An 18,752-nucleotide genomic window follows, 5' to 3' on the forward strand; every position below is an offset into this window, starting at 1 on the left:
TCAGCTCCTCAGCTCAGGGTCCCGGCGCCATCCGGAACCTGGGTGGCTCCGATGATCACCTTGTCGATGAAGCCGTAGTCCATGGCCTCCTGGGCGGTGAACCAGCGGTCGCGGTCCGAGTCGGCCTCGATCTGCGCCTGGCTCTGCCCGGTATGGTGGGCGACCCGCTCCTGGAACATCCGCTTGGTGTAGAGCATCTGCTCGGCCTGGATCGCGATGTCCGACGCGGTGCCGCCGAGGCCACCGGACGGCTGGTGCATCATGATCCGCGCGTGCGGCAGGGCGTACCGCTTGCCCTTGGTGCCCGCGCAGAGCAGCAGCTGACCCATCGAGGCGGCCATGCCCATCGCCACGGTCGACACGTCGTTGTCGATGTACTGCATGGTGTCGTAGATCGCCATGCCGGAGTAGACCGAGCCACCCGGCGAGTTGATCCAGAGGAAGATGTCGCGGTCCGGGTCCTCCGCCGCGAGCAGCAGCAGCTGGGCGCAGATGCGGTTGGCGACCTGGTCGTTCACCTCGCTGCCGAGGAAGATGATGCGCTCCTTGAGCAACCGGTTGTAGACCGAGTCGTCGAGGTTGCCAATGGTGTCGCCACCTCGGGCTTCGATCGCCCGGAGCGGCTTCGCTGGGATGTGCATGTCGGTCATGGCAGCCCTTCGCTCTCCGTACCGTCGTACCCGACATTAACCGCTCCACCGGGTGATCGACTCCCGCTCGCGGCACTGTTCGCTCTCAGCGCAGCAGGCTCGGGACGTACCCGGAAAGGGGTTCGGCCGCCGTGCGCCGCAACGGGCGGACGGCGGCCTACCGGGTCGGATCAGTGCTCGTGGTCGTGGTCGTGCGCCTGCTCGCTCTCGGCCCGCAGCGCGTCGAGGGTGACCTCGTTGCCGGCCGAGTCCTTGATCTTGATCTTCTCCATCACGGAGGCGAGCGCCTTGCCGCGCCGCACGTCACCGAAGACGGCGGCGGCGGCACCGGAGCGGACCAGCTGGTCGTAGTACTGCTGCGGGGCCATCCCGGCGCGCTGCGCCCGGTGGACGATCTCGTGGCCGAACTCGTCGTCGGAGACCTGGGTGTCCTCGGCGTCGGCCAGGGTGTCCAGCAGCAGCTGGATCTTGACGCCCTCGGTCGCCGCCTCGGTCAGCTCGGCGTCGATCTGCTCCTCGGTCTTCTCCTCGGCGGCGAGGTACTCCTCCATCGAGGCGCCGATCCGCTCCAGCTGGTCGACCATCGCCTGCTTGCGGCTCTCGACCTCCTCGCGTACGACACCCTCCGGTGCCGGCACCTCGGCGGCGGCCACCAGCTGCTCCAGGGCCTTGTCCCGGGCGGCGTAGATCTGCTCGACCCGCTTGCCCCGGGTGACCTTCTCCCGCAGGTCGGCGCGCAGCTCGTCGATGGTGTCGAACTCGCTGGCCATCTGGGCGAAGTCGTCGTCCAGCTCCGGCAGCTCCTTCTCCTTGACCGTGCGGACGGTCACCGCCACCTCGGCGTCCCGGCCGGCGAAGTCGCCACCCACGAGCTGGGTGGTGAAGGTGGTGTCGTCGCCGGCGGCGAGACCGACCAGGGCCTCGTCCAGGCCCGGCAGGAGCTGCTTGCTGCCGACCTCGTGCGAGATGTTGCTCGCCGAGCCGCCCGGCACGTCCTCGCCGTCGACTGTCGCGTTCAGGTCGATCTGCACGTAGTCGCCCTCGGCGGCGGCCCGCTCGACGGTCTTGAGCGTGGCGAACCGCTCGCGCAGGTTCTTGACCTGCTCGTCGATCTCGCTCTCGTCGATCTGCAGCTCGTCGACGGTCACCTCGACGGTGGCCGGGTCCGGCAGGGTCAGCTCGGGCCGGACGTCGACCTCGGCGGTGAAGTTGAGCGAGTCACCGTCGTTGAACTCGGTGATCTCGACCTCCGGGCGGCCGAGCGTCTTGAGGTCGTGCTCGCGCACCGCGGCGAGGATGTTCTGCGGGATGGCCTCCTGCACCGCCTCGTTGAGCACGGTGCCCCGGCCCACCCGCTGGTCGATCACGGCGGCCGGGATCTTGCCCCGACGGAAGCCGGGAACCTGGACCTGCTGGCCGATCTCCCGGTACGCCTTCTTGAGGCTCGGCTCGAGCTCGACGAACGGCACCTCGATGGCGAGCCGCACGCGCGTCGGGCTCAGAGTCTCGACGGTGCTCTTCACAGGCGTACTCCTTGACGGATCTCAGTGGTGGGTCTGGGTCTGGGCGTGATTGCGCGCATCGAGTGTAGGCGAGCCGGGACGCTGCTCCGGCAGCGCCCGGCGAACCGCACGGATCGGCGTCGCCTCCCGGGGGTGATCCCGGGAGGCGCACGCAGTCGGGGTGGCGGGATTTGAACCCACGGCCCCTCGCTCCCAAAGCGAGTGCGCTACCAAGCTGCGCCACACCCCGTGGCGCAAGAAGTGTATGCCGTCGCGCCCCGCCCGGGATGCCGGGGCGTCCCCCACCGGCCTGTCCCCCACTCACGTTCGGCATGGCCCCGGCGGGCGCTCGGCATGGCCTCGGTGCCACCCCCGGCGTGGCCCCGGCGCCGCGCCTGTCATGGCCTCGGTGATCAAGAGGTTTGCGTCAGAGGGAGCGTCGAGGGTGACGGATACCTCTTGATCACCGGGGAAACGGGGCGGGGGGAGGGAATGCCGGGGTGTGGGGGTGGGGGTAGGCTTGCGGCGCGTCCTGTTTCCGGGCGTACGCGGGCGTAGCTCAATGGCAGAGCTTCAGTCTTCCAAACTGACGGTGCGGGTTCGATTCCCGTCGCCCGCTCCACACCCTCTCGACCCAGGTCACGGGTCGGCCCCGTTCCTCCCGTCCCACCCCAGAGAGCTAGCCGGCTGCCGCCTCGTGCTCGGCTGCCGCCAGCCAGCGCCGGTACCAACGGGCGAAGCCGAGCGGCGTCCCGTCGTCGTCATGCAGCGGCCGGAAACCACCGCCCTCGGCGATGTCGTCCGCCCACATGTGCCCCCGCGCCGGACCGCTGACGACGAGCGCCTCCCGCAACGCGCAGCCGAGATGGCACAGGTACAGCAGACCGACCGCGTTCTCCGGCGTGTAGACGACCTTCTCGTACCGCTCCCAGTGGGCGTCCTGCGCGGCGGTGAACGCCTCCTCCGAGTCGTAGTCGTCCTCGTCGGGTTCGGGGGGTAGGCCGTCGGCCGGGTTGAACGCCTCGACGTGGGCGAAGGGACGTCCGAGCGCCGCCAGCGTGGTGAGGTCGGCGCCGTCGCCCTCCCACTGCCACCGTCCGTCGCGCCGACGCACCGGGAACAGCCCGTAGGCCGGCCCCGCGCCGCCCCGACCCGCCTCCCGCAGGAACGACCGGTACTCGGCGGGCAGCTCCACCCGGAGTTGCTCCTCCAGCTCGGTCATCTCGTCGGCGGTCAGTGGTGGTTCGAGCTCCCACCCGTGGTCACCGGCACCGAACACCGCGCCTGCGTCGGGCGTCGCGGCCAGCCGCGCGAGCCGTCCACGGATGTCTGTCCAGTCGGAGCGCGTCACGCCCGGCACGATACAAGCACGGCAGAAGGGGCAGCGGAGCCCGTCGATGGCAGTCGGGTCTCGCCGGGTCAGAGCAGGCGACCGGACCGGTCGCGGGCGACGATGCCGTCGAGTCGTACGCCGGGGGTGAGGTCGACCGGGTCGAACCAGAAGACGACCAGTTCCGGGTCGGTGCTCCAGCGGGCCAGCCGGGCGTCGACCTGCCGACCCCCGACGGTGCCGACGATCCGGGTCGCCGGCCCGACGAAGTATCCGAAGGTCGGCACCGGCGGGCGGGCGTCCGAGGGGGTCGCGTCGTCGTACCCGATCTCGTGGAAGCCCGGTCGCCGGTCGCTGCCCTGCACGTCGTTGATGACGATGTCGTTGGTCAGCTCGCCGGCGGGGGTTCGGCGGCCGGCCATCAACCCGACCCGCACCCTGGGCCCCTCGGGCACGTCGACCGCCACCAGGTAGTACACCCGCTGGTCGACGCCGTACCGGATGCCGGTGTCGATCACCTCGCCGATCGGCTGCTGGGGGGGCCTCCACCGGGTGGGTCCGGGGTTCGGCGGCGACGTCGCCGGGGGCGTCGCGCCGGGCACGGTGGCGGCGCGGGCGGGTGGGCGGTCCGCCGCCGGCGGCCGGGCCCACTGCACGCCGAGCCCGACACCACCGGCCACCAGCACGGTGACCAGCGCCGTCGCGCCCGCGCCGACGAGTCGGCGTCGGCGGCGCAGCCGCCGGCCGTCGCGCATGATCACGGTCAGGTCGAGATCCTCGTGGTACGGCCGTTCGGTCGCCCGCATGGCCCGGCGGAGCTGCTCCAGCTCGGTCATCGTCCGGTCCCCTGGGTCGCCGGGGTCCCGGTGGCGCGCAGCTTCTGCAACGCCCGGGAACCGGTGCTCTTCACCGTGCCGAGCGATACGCCCAGTTCGCGGGCCACCTGTGCCTCCGGTAGGTCGAAGTAGTAGCGGAGCACCACGATGGCCCGCTCGCGGGCACTGAGCGCGCCGAGGATGTCGAGCAGCCAGCGGCGGGTGGCCACGTCGTCGGCGACGTCACCGCGCCGCTGCTCGGGCAGGTCGTCGGTGGGGTACTCCCGGATCGGCCGCCGCCACCCGTCGACGAGGTGGTTGACCAGCACCGTGCGGGCGTACCCGTAGGCGTCCTCGTCGCGGATCCGGGACCAGGAGGCGTACGTGCGGACCAGGGCGGTCTGCGCGGCGTCCTCGGCCTGGTGGTGGTTGCCGGTCATCAGGAACGCGGCGTGTCGGAGCCGCCCGGAGGCGGACCGGGCGAACTCGACGAACTCCGCGTCACCCCGGGCCATGCCCGCTCTTCCCGTTTGCCACGCCGGACAGGACGGGCGGGGACACCGAAAGGTTGAGTCCCGGCGGGATCAACTGTTCCGGTGGGCCGCCCGTCCTTCCCGCTGCCCGACGCCGCCCGGCGGTGGGCGGAGGAGGCACCATGGCGACGAAGGTTAGCCCCCGCTGCGGCGGCGGCCCGCGCGGACGGTCGGTGACGGTGCTGCTGATGGCGGCCTGGCTGACCGGCTGCGGGCTGCCGGCGGCGGGGCGAACTGCGGCGACGCCGCCCCCACCGGCCGCGGCGGCGGTGCCCGACCGGGCGGGCGGGCCAGGACAGCCGGCAGGGTCCGCCCGGCCGGGCGGATCGGCCGCCGTGACGCCCGGCCGGTCCGGGCCCGCCCCGGTCAGCTATCCGGGGGACGGGGCCAACCGCTGGCAGGTCGCCTCCGGTGAACCGGCGGCCCCCCAAGGGCCCGGCCGGTTGCTGCGGTACCGGGTGGCGGTGGAACGTGACATCCGGGGGCTGCCGGCGGCGGAGTTCGCGGCCGAGGTCAGCGCGACGTTGACCGCCCCGCAGGGGTGGACCACGGGCGGGACGCTGCGGCTGTGGCGGGTCGGCCCCGGCGGGCCCGCCGACTTCACCGTCCACCTGGCCACCCCGGGCACCCGCGACGAGCTGTGCGGGGACGCGGCGGACGGCTACACCTCGTGCCGCAACGGCGACCGGGTGGTGATCAACGTGGCCCGTTGGGTGAAGGGCGCGCCGGGGTACGGCGCGGAGCTGGCCGTCTACCGGCGGTACGTGGTCAACCACGAGGTCGGGCACCGGCTCGGCCACGGCCACGAGCGGTGCCCGGGGCGGGGGCGGCCGGCCCCGGTGATGCAGCAGCAGACGCTGGGCCTGCACGGGTGCACCGCCAACGCCTCGCCGTACCGGGACGGCAGGCGCTACTCGGGGCCGCCCGGCGCGTACGCCGACCGGATCCCCCCACCCGAGCCGGGCCGCCGGGGCTGACGGCCGCCGGGCCGGGGGCGACGGGGTCGGCCGGACGGCCGGACGGCCGGGGCCGAGCGTCCGGACCGGCCGGGGGCGGCGGGGGCTGCGTACCATGCGGGACCGGGCATCCCCTCGTCCGGTGGAGGTAGCGACGGATGGCAGGCCAGCAGGACGGATACGCCCTCGGCGTCGACCTGGGCACGTCCAACACGGTGGCCGTGCTGCGCTGGCCGGACGGGCGGACCCGACCGCTACTCGTCGACGGGCAGCCGATCCTCCCGTCCGGCGTCTACGCCGACACCGAGGGCCGGTTGCACGTCGGCCGGGACGCCCAGCGGCTGGCCCAGGCGGACCCGGCCCGGTACGAGCCGAACCCGAAACGCCTGGTGGACGAGCCGACGGTCCTCCTCGGCGACAGGTCGTACGCCCCGGCGGAACTGCTCGCCGCGACCCTGTGGGCGGTCGCCGAGCAGGCGGTGGCGACGGTGGGGTTCCTGCCCCCGGCGGTGCTCACCTGTCCCGCCGCCTGGGAGGCGCCCCGGCGGCAGGTGCTGCACGACGCGTTGGCGCTGGCCGGTTGGCCGCCGGCCGCCGAGCACACCATGTCCGGCCCGGTGCCGGTGGGCACCCGGCTGCTGCGGGAACCGGTGGCGGCGGCCCGCTACTACACGGAGGTGCTGCGGCGGCCGGTGCCGGTGGGCGAGTCGGTCGCGGTGTTCGACTTCGGCGGCGGCACCCTGGACGTGGCGGTCGTCCGTAACGAGGGTGCCGACCCGTGGGGCGACTCGGGTTTCACGGTGATCGCCACCGGCGGGATGGCCGACCTCGGCGGGCTGGACCTCGACGCGGCCCTGCTCACCCGGGTCGGTGAGGTGGTCGGCGACGATCAGGCGGTGCTCTGGGCCCGGCTGACCCAGCCGGAGACGACCGGGCAGTGGCGGGACCGGCAGCAGCTCTGGGACAACGTTCGTGGGGCGAAGGAGATGCTGTCCCGGGTCGCCGTGGCCCCGGTCGCGGTGCCCGGCCTGGAGACCGCCGTCCCGCTCACCCGCGCGGAGCTGGAACAGCTCGCCACTCCCCTGCTGACCCGGGCGGTCGACCGGACCCGGGAGGTGGTCGCCGAGGCGGGGCTCACCCCGGACCGGCTCGCCGGGTTGTTCCTCGTCGGGGGTTCGTCCCGGGTGCCGCTGGTGGCCCGGCTGCTGCACGCCGAGCTGGGGGTCGCGCCGACCGTGCTGGAGCAGCCCGAGCTGCCGGTGGCGGAGGGGGCGCTCACCGACCTGCCGCTGCCCCGGCCGGGCCGGCGTCCCGGGCCGGCCGGCCCCGCCCCGGCGCAGCCGTCACCCGCTGCGGTGCAAGCCTCGCCCGCCCCGGCGCAACCGTCGTCCACTGCGACGCAGCCCTCGCCCGCCCCGGCGCAACCGTCGTCCACTGCGGCGCACGACGCCGCGCCGGAGGCACCCGCCGCCTCGTCCACCCCGGTCGGGTCCGGTGACGGCCCACCCGCCACCCTGCCGGCGGGCGCAGCGCCGGCCGCCGGCACGAGCCACACCCTCCTGCCCGGACCGGGCGCCACCCTGCCGGCGGGGCCCGGCGCGACGCTGGTGGCCCCGCTTCATGGGACACCGGTGGCCGGACCGGGCGGAACGCCGGTGCCGCCCCCGGGCGGGATGCCGCCGGACGGGACCGTGCCGGGCGGCGTGCCGACCCAGGCCGGGTATCCGGCGGGCTGGCCGGGCGTACCACAGGTGTCGCCGCCGGGAACCGGTGCCGGCCCGACGACGCCGGCGCGGCGCGGGCCTCGCCGGCTGTTGATCGGGCTCGGTGCGGGACTGGCGCTGCTCGGCGTGCTCGGCGCTGCGGCGCTCTGGTTCACCCGGGACCGCTACCCGGCGTTGGAGTTCCACACCCTCACCGAGGTGGCCCGGCCCGCCGCCGACGGGGACCGGCCGACGGCGATGTTCACCGCCGTGCTCGATGACCGCGCCTACCTGGCCTACCAGCTTCCCGACGACCGGCTGACGGTGGTGGCGGTCGACGCCGGCACCGGGAAGCAGGCCTGGCGGAACACGATCGCAGCGGGTGGCGGGCGGTGGAAGGGCGTCCGGGCGGTGCCGGGGGCGGTGCTGGCCGTCGCGGACGAGGCAGGTGACAGCACGCCCCGGGACGTGGTGGTGCTCGACGCCGGCAGTGGCAGGGAACGGTGGCGGTTGCCGGTGCACGGCGACGATGCGGTGCACGTCACCCGGGAGACGCTGGTCCGGGTGGACCGTGCCGGCAGCCGCCTGGTCGGGCTGCGGCTGCGCGACGGCAGGCAGGAATGGGCCCTGGACAACCCCCGCAGCGAGTACGACGACACCCGCACCACGGTGCTGCCGGTCGGCACCGAGCAGGGCGCGGTCGGCCCCACCGGCTTCGACGACGCTCCCGGCCCCGGCGACGCCGACCGGCTGGTGCAGGTGGGGGCCGACCGGTCGGTCCGGCTGGTCGACATGGACAGCGGTGAGGTGCTGCGCCGCCGCGACGGGGTCGCCGACGTCAGCGACCGGATGGTCGCCCACGGCGACCGGTTGTACGTGGTGGCGGAGGACCGGGGATACAAGCTGCTCGGCTACGACCTGGGCAGCTTCGCCGAGCCGACGGTGCTCTACAGCGCTGGTGGGCAGCGGCGGGTCACCGGGCTGGTGGCCTGCGGCGAGCACCGGGCCTGCCTGCTGGAGGTGCCGGAGGGCGACGCCGACCGGACCGAGGTGGTCGCCGCCACCGAGGGCAAGGGCAGCCGTCGCTGGGCGGCGCCGGGCGGCGTCGACCTGGTGCCGGTGGGCGAGCACCTGCTCGTCCGGCGGGAGTCGCCGAAGAACACGGTGAGCCTGTTCGACCCGGCGGGGAAGGCGGTGCTGACCGACCGCAAGGGCACGGCGGCCCGGGTCGACGCCGGCAACCTGCTGGTCTTCGCCGAGACGCCGAGCAGCGTCGAGGACGACCGGAGCCTGGCCGGGGTGTCGAAGTCCGGCGGGCTGACCGAGATGGGGCAGCTCCAAGGCGTCCGCAGCGAGTCGTGCGCGTGGAACACGTCGGTGATCGTCTGCGGGGCGGAGCGGGACTTCGTGCTGTACCGGTTCGCCGGGGACGGCTGATCCGCCGGGGACGCTGAGTGGCCGGACACCACTGCGCCACCGGCTGCCGCGGGGGCGGTCGGTGGCGCAGCGGCCCGGGGGGGCGGTCGGTGGGTCAGCCGCCGAGGCTGGCGGCAGCCGAGGCGATCGACGCGGCGAACGAGCTGACCTGGGTGTAGACGCCGGGGGCGTTGGGCCGGGCGCAGCCGTCGCCCCAGCTCACGATGCCGACCTGGATCCAGGCGTTGGCGGCGTCGCGGCGGAACATCGGGCCGCCGGAGTCACCCTGGCAGGTGTCGGTGCCACCGCTTGCGTAGCCGGCGCAGATCTCCTCGGCGGCGATCAGCTCGCCGGGGTAGGAGGACGAGCAGCTGGCGTCGCTGACGAACGGCACGGTGGCCTTGAGCAGGTACCGCTGCTGCGCACCGCCTTCCCGGGCGGCACCCCAGCCGGCGACGGTGAAGGTGCCGTTGTCGTAGGCGGTGGTGGTGGCGATGGGCAGGGTGGCCTGCGAGGTGACCGGGGTGGCGAGTCGGATGAGCGCCCAGTCCTTGCCGCTGCCGTTGTAGCCGGGGGCCTGGTAGACGTAGTTGGACTTGACCTGGATGCGGCTGCTCGACTGGAGGTCGACCGCGCCGAGGGTCGCGGTGATGCTGGTGTTCGTGCCGGTCCGGTTCACGCAGTGGGCAGCGGTGAGCACGAGCCGGGGGCTGTAGAGCGCCCCGCCGCAGCCCATGGAGAGCCGGACCATGAACGGGAACTCGCCCTGCGCCGCCCGGGTGCCGCCGACGACGGACGGGGCCGCGTCGGGGGTGGGCGCGGCGGTGGCCGGGGCGGTCAGGACGAGCGACCCGGCGGTGATGGCCACCATCGTGGCGGCCATCCGGCCGATGAGACTGCGCCAACGGTTCACAGGGCCTCCAACCCTCGGCGGCGCGCCTTGTGGGGGCGCCGGTTCGATGGCGGGAGCCTAGATCGATCAATCGATGTGCATCAACATCCTGTTGGGGTCATACGATCGCGGCAGGCGGATCGGGGCGGCGCGCGGGATCACCCGGCCGGGCGGGGATGAAGCCGGGGCGGCGGGGTATGCCAGCGCCCGGCCTGGAGGAGTGTCGACCGGTGTCGCGGGCAACCCCGCGACCGGACGCGGGCGGACCGGGTCACCACCCGGCCCGCCCGCCGTACCGGACGTCGGGGCGTCGGGTGGCTCAGTTGCCGGTGACGAAGTTCCAGGCGTCCATCACCCACTGGGTCTGCTGGAGGTAGGCGATGCCCACCCCGGCCAGGAAGACCCCGGTCACCAGGTGCGCGCCCCGGGCGCTGCGGCGTACCCGGCCGAGCTGGCGTTCGAGGATCACCCGGCCGAGCAGCCGGGACAGCGCGAACAGGCCGGCCGCCACCAGCAGGCTGAGCAGGAAGGTCAGCAGCGGGGTGCCCAGGTCGCCCCGGCCGGAGATGGCCCAGATGCCCCAGCAGACGAAGGCGAAGAGGGCGCCGGCCGCGCTCCACTCGCCACCCCGGCGCAGCTGCTCCACGTGCCAGCTCATCGGCCGGCGCGGGGCGGCGGGCTCGGACCAGCCGGTCTGGTCGTGCTCGACCACCGGGAACGGCTCGGTGCGCGGAGCCCGGGGCTGCCCCACCGAGGCGACGCCCCGGCGGAACGGTTCCCGCTGCGGCGGCACCCCGACACCGGGCTGGGGCGGCACCTCGACGGTCCGCTCGGCCCACGGCTGTGTCTGGTCTGCCATCTTGTTTCCTCCCCATGACCGGTGCCGGCCGTCGACCGGTCCACCGTCTTCGAGGGTAGCGAGCGGACAAACTGCCGCGCCCGGCCCGGCCCGACGGGTGCCGCCGGACGGTACGGTCGGGAGATGGTGGATGCGGAGCGGCGGCGACGCCGGCTACGGCACCAGCCGGAGCCGGCGGACGGGGGCGGTGAGCCGCCGACGGCGGCCACGGCCGAGGTGCACGACGGGACCCCACCGCCACGGGCCCGGCGGGTCCCCGGTGGCGAGGACGGCGAGCGGGGTCTGCGCGGACTGGTCGGCTCCGGCTCGTCGCAGGTCAGCGTGCAGGCCGCGCTACGGGCCCGGGACGCGGCCCGTCCCACCGAGCAGGACCTGGCCGAGGCCGAGGAACGCTTGGTGATCATCAGGCGGAACTGGGTGCCCCGGGAGGATCTGCCCCGCTCGGGCCGCTGACCGGGCCGGCCGGTGACCGGCCCGGTCGACGGATCGGGGCGGGCGGCGGTCAGGACAGGTCGGCGGGGGCGGGCAGCTCGGGCAGCTCGCGGGTGCGTTCGTACTCGGCCACCTGGGCGATCCGGCGGGCGTGCCGCTCGTTGCCGGAGAACGGGGTGGTGAGGAACGCCTCGACGATGGCGGCGGCCTCGTCGAGGGTGTGCTGGCGGGCGCCGACGGCCACCACGTTGGCGTCGTTGTGCTGCCGGCCGAGCTGGGCGGTCTCGACGCTCCAGGCCAGCGCCGCCCGGACACCGGCGACCTTGTTGGCGGCGATCTGCTCGCCGTTGCCGGAGCCGCCGATGACCACGCCCAGGCTGCCCGGGTCGGCCACCACCCGGTCGCCGGTGTGCAGGCAGAAGGTCGGGTAGTCGTCGTCGGGGTCGAAGGCGTGCGGGCCCACGTCGACCAACTCGTAGCCCTGCTTGGCCAGGTGATTGGCCAGGTGCACCTTCAACTCGAAACCGGCGTGATCGGATCCCAGGTAGACGCGCATACCGGGCAGTCTGTCAGGGCCGCGCCCCGGCCCGCCGTGGGGGCGGCGTGCCGGGGCGGATTCGTCACAGGATTCAGCGGGGCAGCTCGGCGACGACCAGGCCGCCGCGCGCCTTCGGGGTGAACCAGGTGCTCTTGCGGGGCATCTTCTCCCGGGCCAGGTTCACCGCGACGAAGTCGTCCACGGTCACCGGGGCGATCAGGACGGCAAGCTCCGCCCGGCCGGCGTCGACCTCACCGGTGAGCCAGCTCGCCGGGTAGTCGCCGCCGACGTAGGTGATCCGCTTGTCGCCCGGGTCGAGGCCGAGCGCGTCACGCAGCAGCAGCCGCTCCACCAGGGCGTGGTCGAGTTTCTCCAGCCGGGCGGCGGCCGCGTCGTGCGGCAGGGTCACCGCGTACCCCTGGCCGGCGAGCCGGAGGTGCACGGTGCCGCCGGCCGCCGGGACCTCGACCGGGCCGTCGACCGGGCTGATCTGCGCGCCGGCGGCGCGCAGCCGGTCGAGCAGCTCCTCGGGGGTGCAGGGCAGCTCGCTGACCAGCCGGTTGTAGGGCTGGATGGCCACCGACGCCGGGGTGGTGACCACCGCGAGGAAGCGCGGGAAGCCGCCGGTCTGCGCGGCCAGGCTGCGGTGGTTGCCGTCGGCGACCACCAGTTCGCCGCCGCCGGCCAGCGCGGTCAGCGCGTCCTGCTCGGGGCCGGGGCCGAGCAGCCAGATGGCGTGCGTACGGCCGGCCTGGTCGGTGTCGGTGGCGGCCGGCACGCCCGCCGTGTCGGTCGCCGTCGCGAGCGCGGCGTGCAGCTCGTCACCGCGCCCGGTCTGGAGCAGGAGTACGGGGGAGAGCAGGTGACCGAGCGCCTCGGCCAGGGCGACCCGCTCCCGCACCTTGGCGATGAAGACGTCCTCGTTGCGGATCACCAGGCCGGGCTCGTCGGCGCTGGTGGAGATCTGGTCGGTGTCGACCATGGCGAACAGCCCGTACGCCGGCTCCTCCCCCGGCGCGCTGATCCGGTAGAGGACCACCACCTGCTCGGCGGGGGTGTAGCTGCCGTCGGCCTTGGCCTCGGTGAGCCGGGCCACCGCGTCGCCGAGCGCGTCGGAGAAGGACTTCCCCAGGCTCTCCGGCGCCCGGTGGGGCATCTCGATGCCGAGGGCACTGTGCGGGTTCGCCTCGATGATCGCGGTGATCTCCGCGTCGTCGGCGAACTCGTCGTAGTTCTGCGCGCCGGTGCCGCCAGTGGTGATCCAGGCCCGGGCGATCGGATGCACGACCGTCATGGGGGTTGACGCTACCGGCGACGACGGCCTGCGCGACGCCGACCCCGCGCCGGGTCCACCAGATGAACCGTCGCCCGGCGGGGCCCGGTCGGCCGGGCCCCGCCGGGGTCGGGGTCAGTCGAAGATCGGGCCCAGCTCGCGGGACCGCTTCAGCTCGTAGAAGCCGGGGGTGCCGGCGACCAGCAGGACGCCGTCCCAGAGCCGGCCGGCGGCCTCACCCTTGGGCGACGGGGTGATGACCGGGCCGAAGAAGGCGATCTTCTCGCCGTCCGGGCCGGGGGCGTGCACCACGGGGGTGCCGACGTCGGTGCCGACCGGCCGCATCCCGGCCTCGTGGCTGGCCCGCAGCGCCTCGTCGTACTCGGTGGAGTCGGCGGCGTCGGCGAACGACGGGTCCAGCCCGACGTCGGCCAGCGCCGCGGTGATCATCTCCCGGCCCAGCGGCTCCTTGCCGAGGTGGATGCGGGTGCCCATGGCGGTGTAGAGCTGCGCCAGCGTGGCACCGCCGTGCGCCTGCTCCACGGCGATGCAGACCCGTACCGGTCCCCAGCCCAGCTTCATCATCTCCTGGTACTGCTCGGGCAGCTCCCGGCCCTCGTTGAGGACGGAGAGGCTCATCACGTGGTAGCTGATGTCCACATCCCGGACCTGCTCGACCTCCAGGAGCCAACGGGAGGTGATCCAGGCCCACGGGCACAGCGGGTCGAACCACATGTCGACGGCGACACGTTCGGTCACGGTGGAATCCCTTCGTGACGTCAGGCACGCCGGCGGCCCCGGCGCGGTTACCCGTCGATCCTCACCCCGAACGGCATCGATCGGTAGCGGAATGAGAGCGTGACGTCGACCACCGCGGGGTCGGTGCATGGAAGACTCGGCTCGGGTCGCCGCCACGAGCGGCCGGCAGGGGCTGGCGCAGCCGGAAGGCGGCGAGAGTGGGATGGAGACGAAAGTGCCAGGAGTGCGCAACCTGACCCAGGTCGAGGCCACCGAGCGGGCCCGCCTGCTGGAGGTCACCGGGTACGACATCAACCTCGACCTGTCAACCGCGGTGCAGGCCGAGGGCCGCACGTTCCGGTCGGTGACCGAGGTCAGGTTCCGCTGTGCCGAACCCGGTGCCGGCACCTTCATCGAGACGGCCGCCGAGTCGGTGCGCACGGCGACGCTCAACGGTGAGCCGGTGGACCTCACCGGCTGGTCGGCCGAGAAGGGCCTGGCGCTGACCGGGCTGGCCGTCGACAACGTGCTCGTGGTGGACGCCGACTTCGGCTACTCCAACAGCGGGCAGGGCCTGCACCGCACCGTCGACCCGGTCGACGGTGAGACGTACCTCTACAGCCAGTTCGAGACGGCCGACGCGCAGAAGGTCTTCGCCTGCTTCGACCAGCCCGACCTGAAGAGCGTCTACACCTGGCACGCCACCGTCCCGGCGCACTGGCGGGTGGTGTCCAACATGCCCGTCGAGCGGGAGGAACCGGCAGGCGAGGGGCTCAAGACCGTCCACTTCACCACCTCGGCGCAGATGAGCACCTACATCACCGCGCTGTGCGCCGGGCCGTACCACGAGGTGCGGGACAGTCACGACGGCATCGACCTGGGCGTCTTCTGCCGGGCGTCGATGGCCCCCCACCTGGACTCCGACGACCTGTTCCTGATCACCAAGCAGGGCTTCGACTTCTTCCACGAGCAGTTCGGGGTGCGGTACCCGCTGCCCAAGTACGACCAGCTCTGGGTGCCCGACTTCAACGCCGGCGCGATGGAGAACTTCGGCTGCGTCACCCACGCCGAGTCGCACTATCTGTTCCGCTCGCAGGTCACCGACTTCGAGTACGAGCAGCGGGCCAACACGATCCTGCACGAGCTGGCCCACATGTGGTTCGGCGACCTGGTCACCATGCGCTGGTGGAACGACCTGTGGCTCAACGAGTCGTTCGCCGAGTGGGCGAGCCACTGGTGCAACACCCACGCCACCCGGTTCTCCGAGGCGTGGACGACCTTCCTGTCGATCCGCAAGAACTGGGGCTACCGGCAGGACCAGCTCTCCTCCACCCACCCGGTCTACTGCGAGATGCCGGACCTGGAGGCGGTCGAGGTCAACTTCGACGGCATCACGTACGCCAAGGGCGCCAGCGTGCTCAAGCAGCTCGTGGCGTACGTCGGTGAGGAGCCGTTCCTGGCCGGGCTGCGGGCGTACTTCGGCAAGCACGCGTGGGGCAACGCCACCTTCGACGACCTGCTGTCGGAGCTGGAGACGGCCTCCGGCCGGGAACTGCGCAAGTTCGCCGCCCAGTGGCTGGAGACCGCCCAGGTCAACACCCTGCGCCCCGAGGTGACCATCGGCCCCGACGGCGGCTACGAGCGGGTGCTGGTCCGGCAGGAGGCCCCGGCCGGTCACCCGACGCTGCGTACCCACCGGATCGGCGTCGGCCTGTACGACCTGACCGACGGCCGGCTGGTCCGCCGGGAACGCGTCGAGGTGGACGTCACCGGCGAGGTGACCGAGCTGTCGGTGCTGCACGGGCGGCCGGCCGCCGACGTGCTGCTGCTCAACGACGACGACCTGACCTACACCAAGCTGCGGCTCGACGAGCGGTCGATGGCGACAGTGGTGCAGCACATCGCCGGCTTCGACTCGTCGCTGGCCCGGGCGCTGTGCTGGACGGCCGCCTGGGACATGGTCCGCGACGCCGAACTCTCGGCCCGCGACTACGTGGCGCTGGTGCTGGCCGGGCTGCCCGCCGAGACCGACATCAACCTGGTCACCGCCACCCTGCGGCAGGCCAGCACCGCGCTGGTCTTCTACGCCGACCCGGCCTGGGCGTCGACCGGCTGGGCCGGGCTGTCCCGCACCGCCCGGGAGACGCTGGCGGCGGCCGAGCCGGGCAGCGGCTTCCAGCTCGCCTGGGCCCGGGCGTACGCCTCGGCGGCCCGCGCCGACGACGACCTGGCGACGCTGCGCGGGTGGCTGGCCGGCACCGACGTGCCGGCGGGCCTGACCATCGACACCGAGCTGCGGTGGACGGTGTTGCAGTCGCTGGTGGCCAACGGGGCGGCCGGCCCCGCCGAGATCGAGGCGGAGCTGGCCGGCGACCGGACGGCCTCCGGCGAGCGGGAGGCCGCCTACGCGCACGCGCTGGTGCCGACCGCGGAGAACAAGGCGACGGTGTGGTCCCTGCTGACCGGGCCGGACGCGCTGCCGAACTGGCGTAACCGGGCGCTGTTGCAGGGCCTGACCCACCCGACGCAGGTCGCGCTGACCGCGCCGTACCGGGAGCGGTACTTCGCCACGGTGGCGCAGGTGTGGGCGCAGCGCGACAGCGAGCCGGCGCAGGAGTTCGTGCAGCTGGCGTACCCGGCGTACCTGGTCGAGGAGGAGACGGTGGCGGCCACCGACGCGTGGCTGGCCGGCGACGGCCACCCGGCGTCGCTGCGCCGCCTGGTGGCGGAGGGACGCGACGGGGTGGTCCGGGCGCTGAAGGCCCGCGCGCGGGACGCCCGCAGCGGCTGACGTCGAGGTGGCACGGCCCGGGGCCGGCGCGGGTGCGAGCCCACGCCGGCCCCGGGCCGCTCTGCGGTGCCGGCCAGGCGTGGGCGGTGCCGGTGCACGCCACCCGTGACGGAAACCTGTGGACGCGACGGAGCCCGGTCCGCGTGGTGCGGGCCGGGCTCCGGTCGGGTCGGGACGGGCGGCGGGCTCAGGCCCGGCCGGCGTGGCTGGCGAGCTGGTCGAGGCCCTGGATGATGCCGCCGGCCAGGTCCCCGCCGCCGAAGGACGCCACCATGGACAGCGCGGCCAGCTTGACGTACGTGTCGGGGATGCGCTTGCGGGCGTACCGGCCGGTGACGACCTCCAGCTGGCGCTGGTTGGGCGACACGGCGATCAGCACCGACCTGTCCGGCTCGGCGAGCTGGCGGTGCAGCCGCTCGGCGTGCTCCCGGACGGGCTCGTCGAGGCCGCCGACGTAGACCGAGAAGATCAGGCCGCTGCCCTGGTCGGCCAGGCGCAGCGCCTCGTCGATGCGCAGCAGCTGCCGGGTCGAGAACGGCCCGTCCAGCACCTCGGGCGGGGTGCCCGTACCGGCCTGGTCGACCTGCTCACCAACGGTCACTTGCGCCTCCGGTTCCACCGGCCGGCGCCTCGATGCCGGCCTGCTGCTGCTTGTGGCTGGTCAGCGCCGGCGCCTGGGCACCGGCGGCCAGGGTGGTGCCGGCCGAGTCGGCCAACTGCTCGGGGCGACCCAGGAACCAGACCGGCGTGAAGTCGAAGCGTCGGCCCGGCCGGTAGCGCTTGGCGCCGCCGCCGCTGCCGTGGTTGGCGGCGAAGACCAGCCCGACGATCACCAGCACCACCGCCGCCGGGATGCCGACGAAGATCAGCAACGTGTCAGTGACAGACAATCCCAACGCCCCCAGGCGGTAAGAGAGACCAGAGCTTCCGGGTCGGGTGGACGATCGTGACACCGGCTCCCGACTCCGCTGCCATTCACGTTAGCGGAGCCGACGTCCCGCGAGCCTGCGGGGTGCCGATCCCACCTGTCACTCCAGTGTTCCAGCGGCCCCACGGCGGCGACGAGTCGGGTCACCCGGTCCCATCCTGCCGGTTCGGCACCGGATCGCGTCGGGGCGACACGACCGGCTCGGGTGTGGCGTCCGCCCCATGTTCCGCTGACATGACCCGGCCGGGATTGCCAGTCCCGGTGCCGGGACCCGTGGCACTCCTGACCACGTACCGGTCGGTCCCTCGCCCTGCGGGGCGACGGGACCGGTCCGTGGTCCGGACGGCGCGTCGGGGCGTCACCCGCGAGCCGCCGGGGTCACATCGCGGTGCGGGCCGACCACAGTTCGGGGAAGACCACCCGGGACATGCTGCGCTGCAACCAGGCCAGCCCGGCCGACCCGCCGCTGCCCACCTTGGCGCCCATGGTGCGCTGCACGGCCTTGACGTGGTTCCAGCGCCAGTCGCCGAACTGCTCGGCCACGTCGGCCAGCGCGTCGCCGAGCTGTCGCAGGTGGTTGTCCGGCCCGTCGTCGTCGTAGACCGCCACCCAGGCCGCCTCGACCCGGGGATGCGGCAGGTGCTCGTCGGCGACGTCCCGGGTGAGCAACTCGGCGGGCAGTTCGTGCCCGTGCCGGCCGAGCAGGGCGATCACGTCGTCCCAGAGGCTCGGCGCGGCCAGCGCGGCGCGCAGGTCGTCGTACACCCGGGGTTGGCGGCGGAAGGGGCGGATCAGCGCCGGGTCGCGCAGCCCGAGCAGGAACTCCAGTTGGCGGTACATCGCGGACTGGAAACCGGAGCCCTCGCCGAGCAGGTCGCGGAACCTGTTGAAGTCGGCCGGGGTCATCCAGCGCAACCCGCGCCAGGCGGCGTTGAGCCCCTCCAGGTGCAGGGCGGCCCGGCGCAGCGGGGCGAGCGCCGCCCAGACCCGGTCGGCCCGCAGGTCACGCTGGGCCTGGCGCAGCTCGTGGCAGGTCAGCCCGAAGTACAGCTCCATGATCTGGCTGACCATCAGGAAGGACATCTCGCCCGGGTCGGTGCTCAGCGGCTGCTGGAGGGTGTGCAGGGTGCTGGCGTGCACGTACGCGTCGTAGGGCGTCCGGTCGGCGAACTCCAGGGTGGGCTCACCGCCGTTGCGGGCGGCGCGGGCCCGGCGCTGCTGCGGGGTGGCCGGGCGCACCGCCGGGTTCGAGGCGTGCGCCCGCAGGTCCGTCTGTTCCACCGTCTCGCCTCCTCCGGTTCGGCCGTCCCCGACATGATCTCCCGGTACGCGCCCCTGACGGAATGCCGCTTCGATGGCGCTGACCGGCTCTGACTTCACGAACGGAAGGCACTTC

General features: G+C 73.6%; 17 protein-coding genes and 2 tRNA genes. 5 read left to right on the forward strand and 14 right to left on the reverse strand.

The features are described from left to right. Nucleotides 1–8 precede the first annotated feature (8 nt). The 3 genes from Q2K16_RS13320 to Q2K16_RS13330 all read right to left on the reverse strand — a co-directional run bounded on the left by Q2K16_RS13320 (nt 9) and on the right by Q2K16_RS13330 (nt 2,402). A complete protein-coding gene (locus Q2K16_RS13320; RefSeq protein ID WP_067310650.1) occupies nt 9–650 on the reverse strand; it encodes an ATP-dependent Clp protease proteolytic subunit in 642 nt (213 codons plus the stop codon). Nucleotides 651–820: 170 nt separating this feature from the next. Then, a complete protein-coding gene (gene tig / locus Q2K16_RS13325) occupies nt 821–2,173 on the reverse strand; it encodes a trigger factor (RefSeq protein WP_302745731.1) in 1,353 nt (450 codons plus the stop codon). Between the two features lie 155 nt (nt 2,174–2,328). Continuing rightward, nucleotides 2,329–2,402, reverse strand: a tRNA-Pro gene (locus Q2K16_RS13330). Nucleotides 2,403–2,700: 298 nt separating this feature from the next. Between Q2K16_RS13330 and Q2K16_RS13335 the strand changes: the two genes are divergently transcribed. Further along, nucleotides 2,701–2,774, forward strand: a tRNA-Gly gene (locus Q2K16_RS13335). 57 nt (nt 2,775–2,831) lie between these two features. On the opposite strand, the gene Q2K16_RS13340 is transcribed toward Q2K16_RS13335, so the two are convergent. From Q2K16_RS13340 to Q2K16_RS13350, 3 genes are all read right to left on the reverse strand, one after another. Continuing rightward, nucleotides 2,832–3,503: an SMI1/KNR4 family protein gene (locus tag Q2K16_RS13340; RefSeq protein WP_302745732.1), complete on the reverse strand. Its 672-nt coding sequence runs from the start codon at nt 3,501–3,503 to the stop codon at nt 2,832–2,834. 68 nt (nt 3,504–3,571) lie between these two features. Then, on the reverse strand, nt 3,572–4,318 hold the full coding sequence (locus Q2K16_RS13345) for a hypothetical protein (RefSeq protein WP_302745733.1): 747 nt from the start codon (nt 4,316–4,318) through the stop codon (nt 3,572–3,574). Further along, nucleotides 4,315–4,812 (reverse strand): SigE family RNA polymerase sigma factor, encoded by a 498-nt coding sequence (locus Q2K16_RS13350; RefSeq protein ID WP_088647118.1) that lies wholly within the window; start codon nt 4,810–4,812, stop codon nt 4,315–4,317. The genes Q2K16_RS13345 and Q2K16_RS13350 overlap by 4 nt, the downstream gene beginning before the upstream one ends. Before the next feature lie 140 nt (nt 4,813–4,952). Between Q2K16_RS13350 and Q2K16_RS13355 the strand changes: the two genes are divergently transcribed. Beyond that, nucleotides 4,953–5,807 (forward strand): DUF3152 domain-containing protein, encoded by an 855-nt coding sequence (locus Q2K16_RS13355; RefSeq protein ID WP_302745735.1) that lies wholly within the window; start codon nt 4,953–4,955, stop codon nt 5,805–5,807. Between the two features lie 137 nt (nt 5,808–5,944). Next, nucleotides 5,945–8,926, forward strand: a complete 2,982-nt coding sequence (locus Q2K16_RS13360) for an Hsp70 family protein (RefSeq protein ID WP_302745736.1) — start codon at nt 5,945–5,947, stop codon at nt 8,924–8,926. Nucleotides 8,927–9,020: 94 nt separating this feature from the next. Here the strand turns inward: Q2K16_RS13360 and Q2K16_RS13365 are convergent, their stop codons facing one another. Next, nucleotides 9,021–9,818 (reverse strand): serine protease, encoded by a 798-nt coding sequence (locus Q2K16_RS13365; protein WP_368052549.1) that lies wholly within the window; start codon nt 9,816–9,818, stop codon nt 9,021–9,023. A gap of 298 nt (nt 9,819–10,116) precedes the next feature. After that, nucleotides 10,117–10,656: a hypothetical protein gene (locus Q2K16_RS13370; RefSeq protein ID WP_302745740.1), complete on the reverse strand. Its 540-nt coding sequence runs from the start codon at nt 10,654–10,656 to the stop codon at nt 10,117–10,119. 123 nt (nt 10,657–10,779) lie between these two features. Here Q2K16_RS13370 and Q2K16_RS13375 point away from each other — a divergent pair, with 123 nt between their 5' ends. After that, nucleotides 10,780–11,109 (forward strand): hypothetical protein, encoded by a 330-nt coding sequence (locus Q2K16_RS13375; protein WP_302745741.1) that lies wholly within the window; start codon nt 10,780–10,782, stop codon nt 11,107–11,109. A gap of 49 nt (nt 11,110–11,158) precedes the next feature. On the opposite strand, the gene Q2K16_RS13380 is transcribed toward Q2K16_RS13375, so the two are convergent. The 3 genes from Q2K16_RS13380 to Q2K16_RS13390 all read right to left on the reverse strand — a co-directional run bounded on the left by Q2K16_RS13380 (nt 11,159) and on the right by Q2K16_RS13390 (nt 13,658). Then, nucleotides 11,159–11,644 carry a ribose-5-phosphate isomerase gene (locus tag Q2K16_RS13380; protein WP_302745742.1) on the reverse strand — a complete coding sequence of 162 codons (486 nt, stop codon included), beginning with the start codon at nt 11,642–11,644 and terminating at the stop codon, nt 11,159–11,161. Nucleotides 11,645–11,717: 73 nt separating this feature from the next. Then, entirely contained in the window at nt 11,718–12,920 is a 1,203-nt protein-coding gene (locus tag Q2K16_RS13385; RefSeq protein ID WP_302745744.1) for a DUF1015 family protein, read from the reverse strand. Between the two features lie 114 nt (nt 12,921–13,034). Further along, entirely contained in the window at nt 13,035–13,658 is a 624-nt protein-coding gene (locus Q2K16_RS13390) for a mycothiol-dependent nitroreductase Rv2466c family protein (protein WP_302745745.1), read from the reverse strand. A gap of 223 nt (nt 13,659–13,881) precedes the next feature. On the opposite strand from Q2K16_RS13390, the gene pepN reads away from it, so the two are divergent. Further along, nucleotides 13,882–16,428: an aminopeptidase N gene (gene pepN, locus Q2K16_RS13395; protein WP_302746469.1), complete on the forward strand. Its 2,547-nt coding sequence runs from the start codon at nt 13,882–13,884 to the stop codon at nt 16,426–16,428. A gap of 187 nt (nt 16,429–16,615) precedes the next feature. Here the strand turns inward: pepN and Q2K16_RS13400 are convergent, their stop codons facing one another. The 3 genes from Q2K16_RS13400 to Q2K16_RS13410 all read right to left on the reverse strand — a co-directional run bounded on the left by Q2K16_RS13400 (nt 16,616) and on the right by Q2K16_RS13410 (nt 18,637). Then, nucleotides 16,616–17,029, reverse strand: coding sequence for a DUF5130 family protein (locus tag Q2K16_RS13400; RefSeq protein ID WP_302745746.1), 414 nt, complete (start codon nt 17,027–17,029; stop codon nt 16,616–16,618). Further along, nucleotides 17,016–17,318: an aa3-type cytochrome oxidase subunit CtaJ gene (gene ctaJ, locus Q2K16_RS13405; protein WP_489671882.1), complete on the reverse strand. Its 303-nt coding sequence runs from the start codon at nt 17,316–17,318 to the stop codon at nt 17,016–17,018. Before ctaJ ends, Q2K16_RS13400 begins: the two co-directional genes overlap by 14 nt. 416 nt (nt 17,319–17,734) lie before the next feature. Beyond that, nucleotides 17,735–18,637, reverse strand: coding sequence for a tryptophan 2,3-dioxygenase (locus tag Q2K16_RS13410; RefSeq protein WP_302745747.1), 903 nt, complete (start codon nt 18,635–18,637; stop codon nt 17,735–17,737). Between the last annotated feature and the right edge of the window lie 115 nt (nt 18,638–18,752).

It is taken from the genome of Micromonospora cynarisoli, from assembly GCF_030518815.1.
GTDB classification, from domain to species: domain Bacteria; phylum Actinomycetota; class Actinomycetes; order Mycobacteriales; family Micromonosporaceae; genus Micromonospora; species Micromonospora wenchangensis.

Coding starts and splice junctions, on each gene's coding strand:
- Q2K16_RS13355 (WP_302745735.1), top strand. CDS start 4,953: ATGGCGACGAAGGTTAGCCCCCGCTGCGGCGGCGGCCCGCGCGGACGG.
- Q2K16_RS13345 (WP_302745733.1), bottom strand. CDS start 4,318: ATGACCGAGCTGGAGCAGCTCCGCCGGGCCATGCGGGCGACCGAACGG.
- Q2K16_RS13375 (WP_302745741.1), top strand. CDS start 10,780: ATGGTGGATGCGGAGCGGCGGCGACGCCGGCTACGGCACCAGCCGGAG.
- Q2K16_RS13370 (WP_302745740.1), bottom strand. CDS start 10,656: ATGGCAGACCAGACACAGCCGTGGGCCGAGCGGACCGTCGAGGTGCCG.
- Q2K16_RS13320 (WP_067310650.1), bottom strand. CDS start 650: ATGACCGACATGCACATCCCAGCGAAGCCGCTCCGGGCGATCGAAGCC.
- Q2K16_RS13350 (WP_088647118.1), bottom strand. CDS start 4,812: ATGGCCCGGGGTGACGCGGAGTTCGTCGAGTTCGCCCGGTCCGCCTCC.
- Q2K16_RS13385 (WP_302745744.1), bottom strand. CDS start 12,920: ATGACGGTCGTGCATCCGATCGCCCGGGCCTGGATCACCACTGGCGGC.
- Q2K16_RS13360 (WP_302745736.1), top strand. CDS start 5,945: ATGGCAGGCCAGCAGGACGGATACGCCCTCGGCGTCGACCTGGGCACG.
- Q2K16_RS13380 (WP_302745742.1), bottom strand. CDS start 11,644: ATGCGCGTCTACCTGGGATCCGATCACGCCGGTTTCGAGTTGAAGGTG.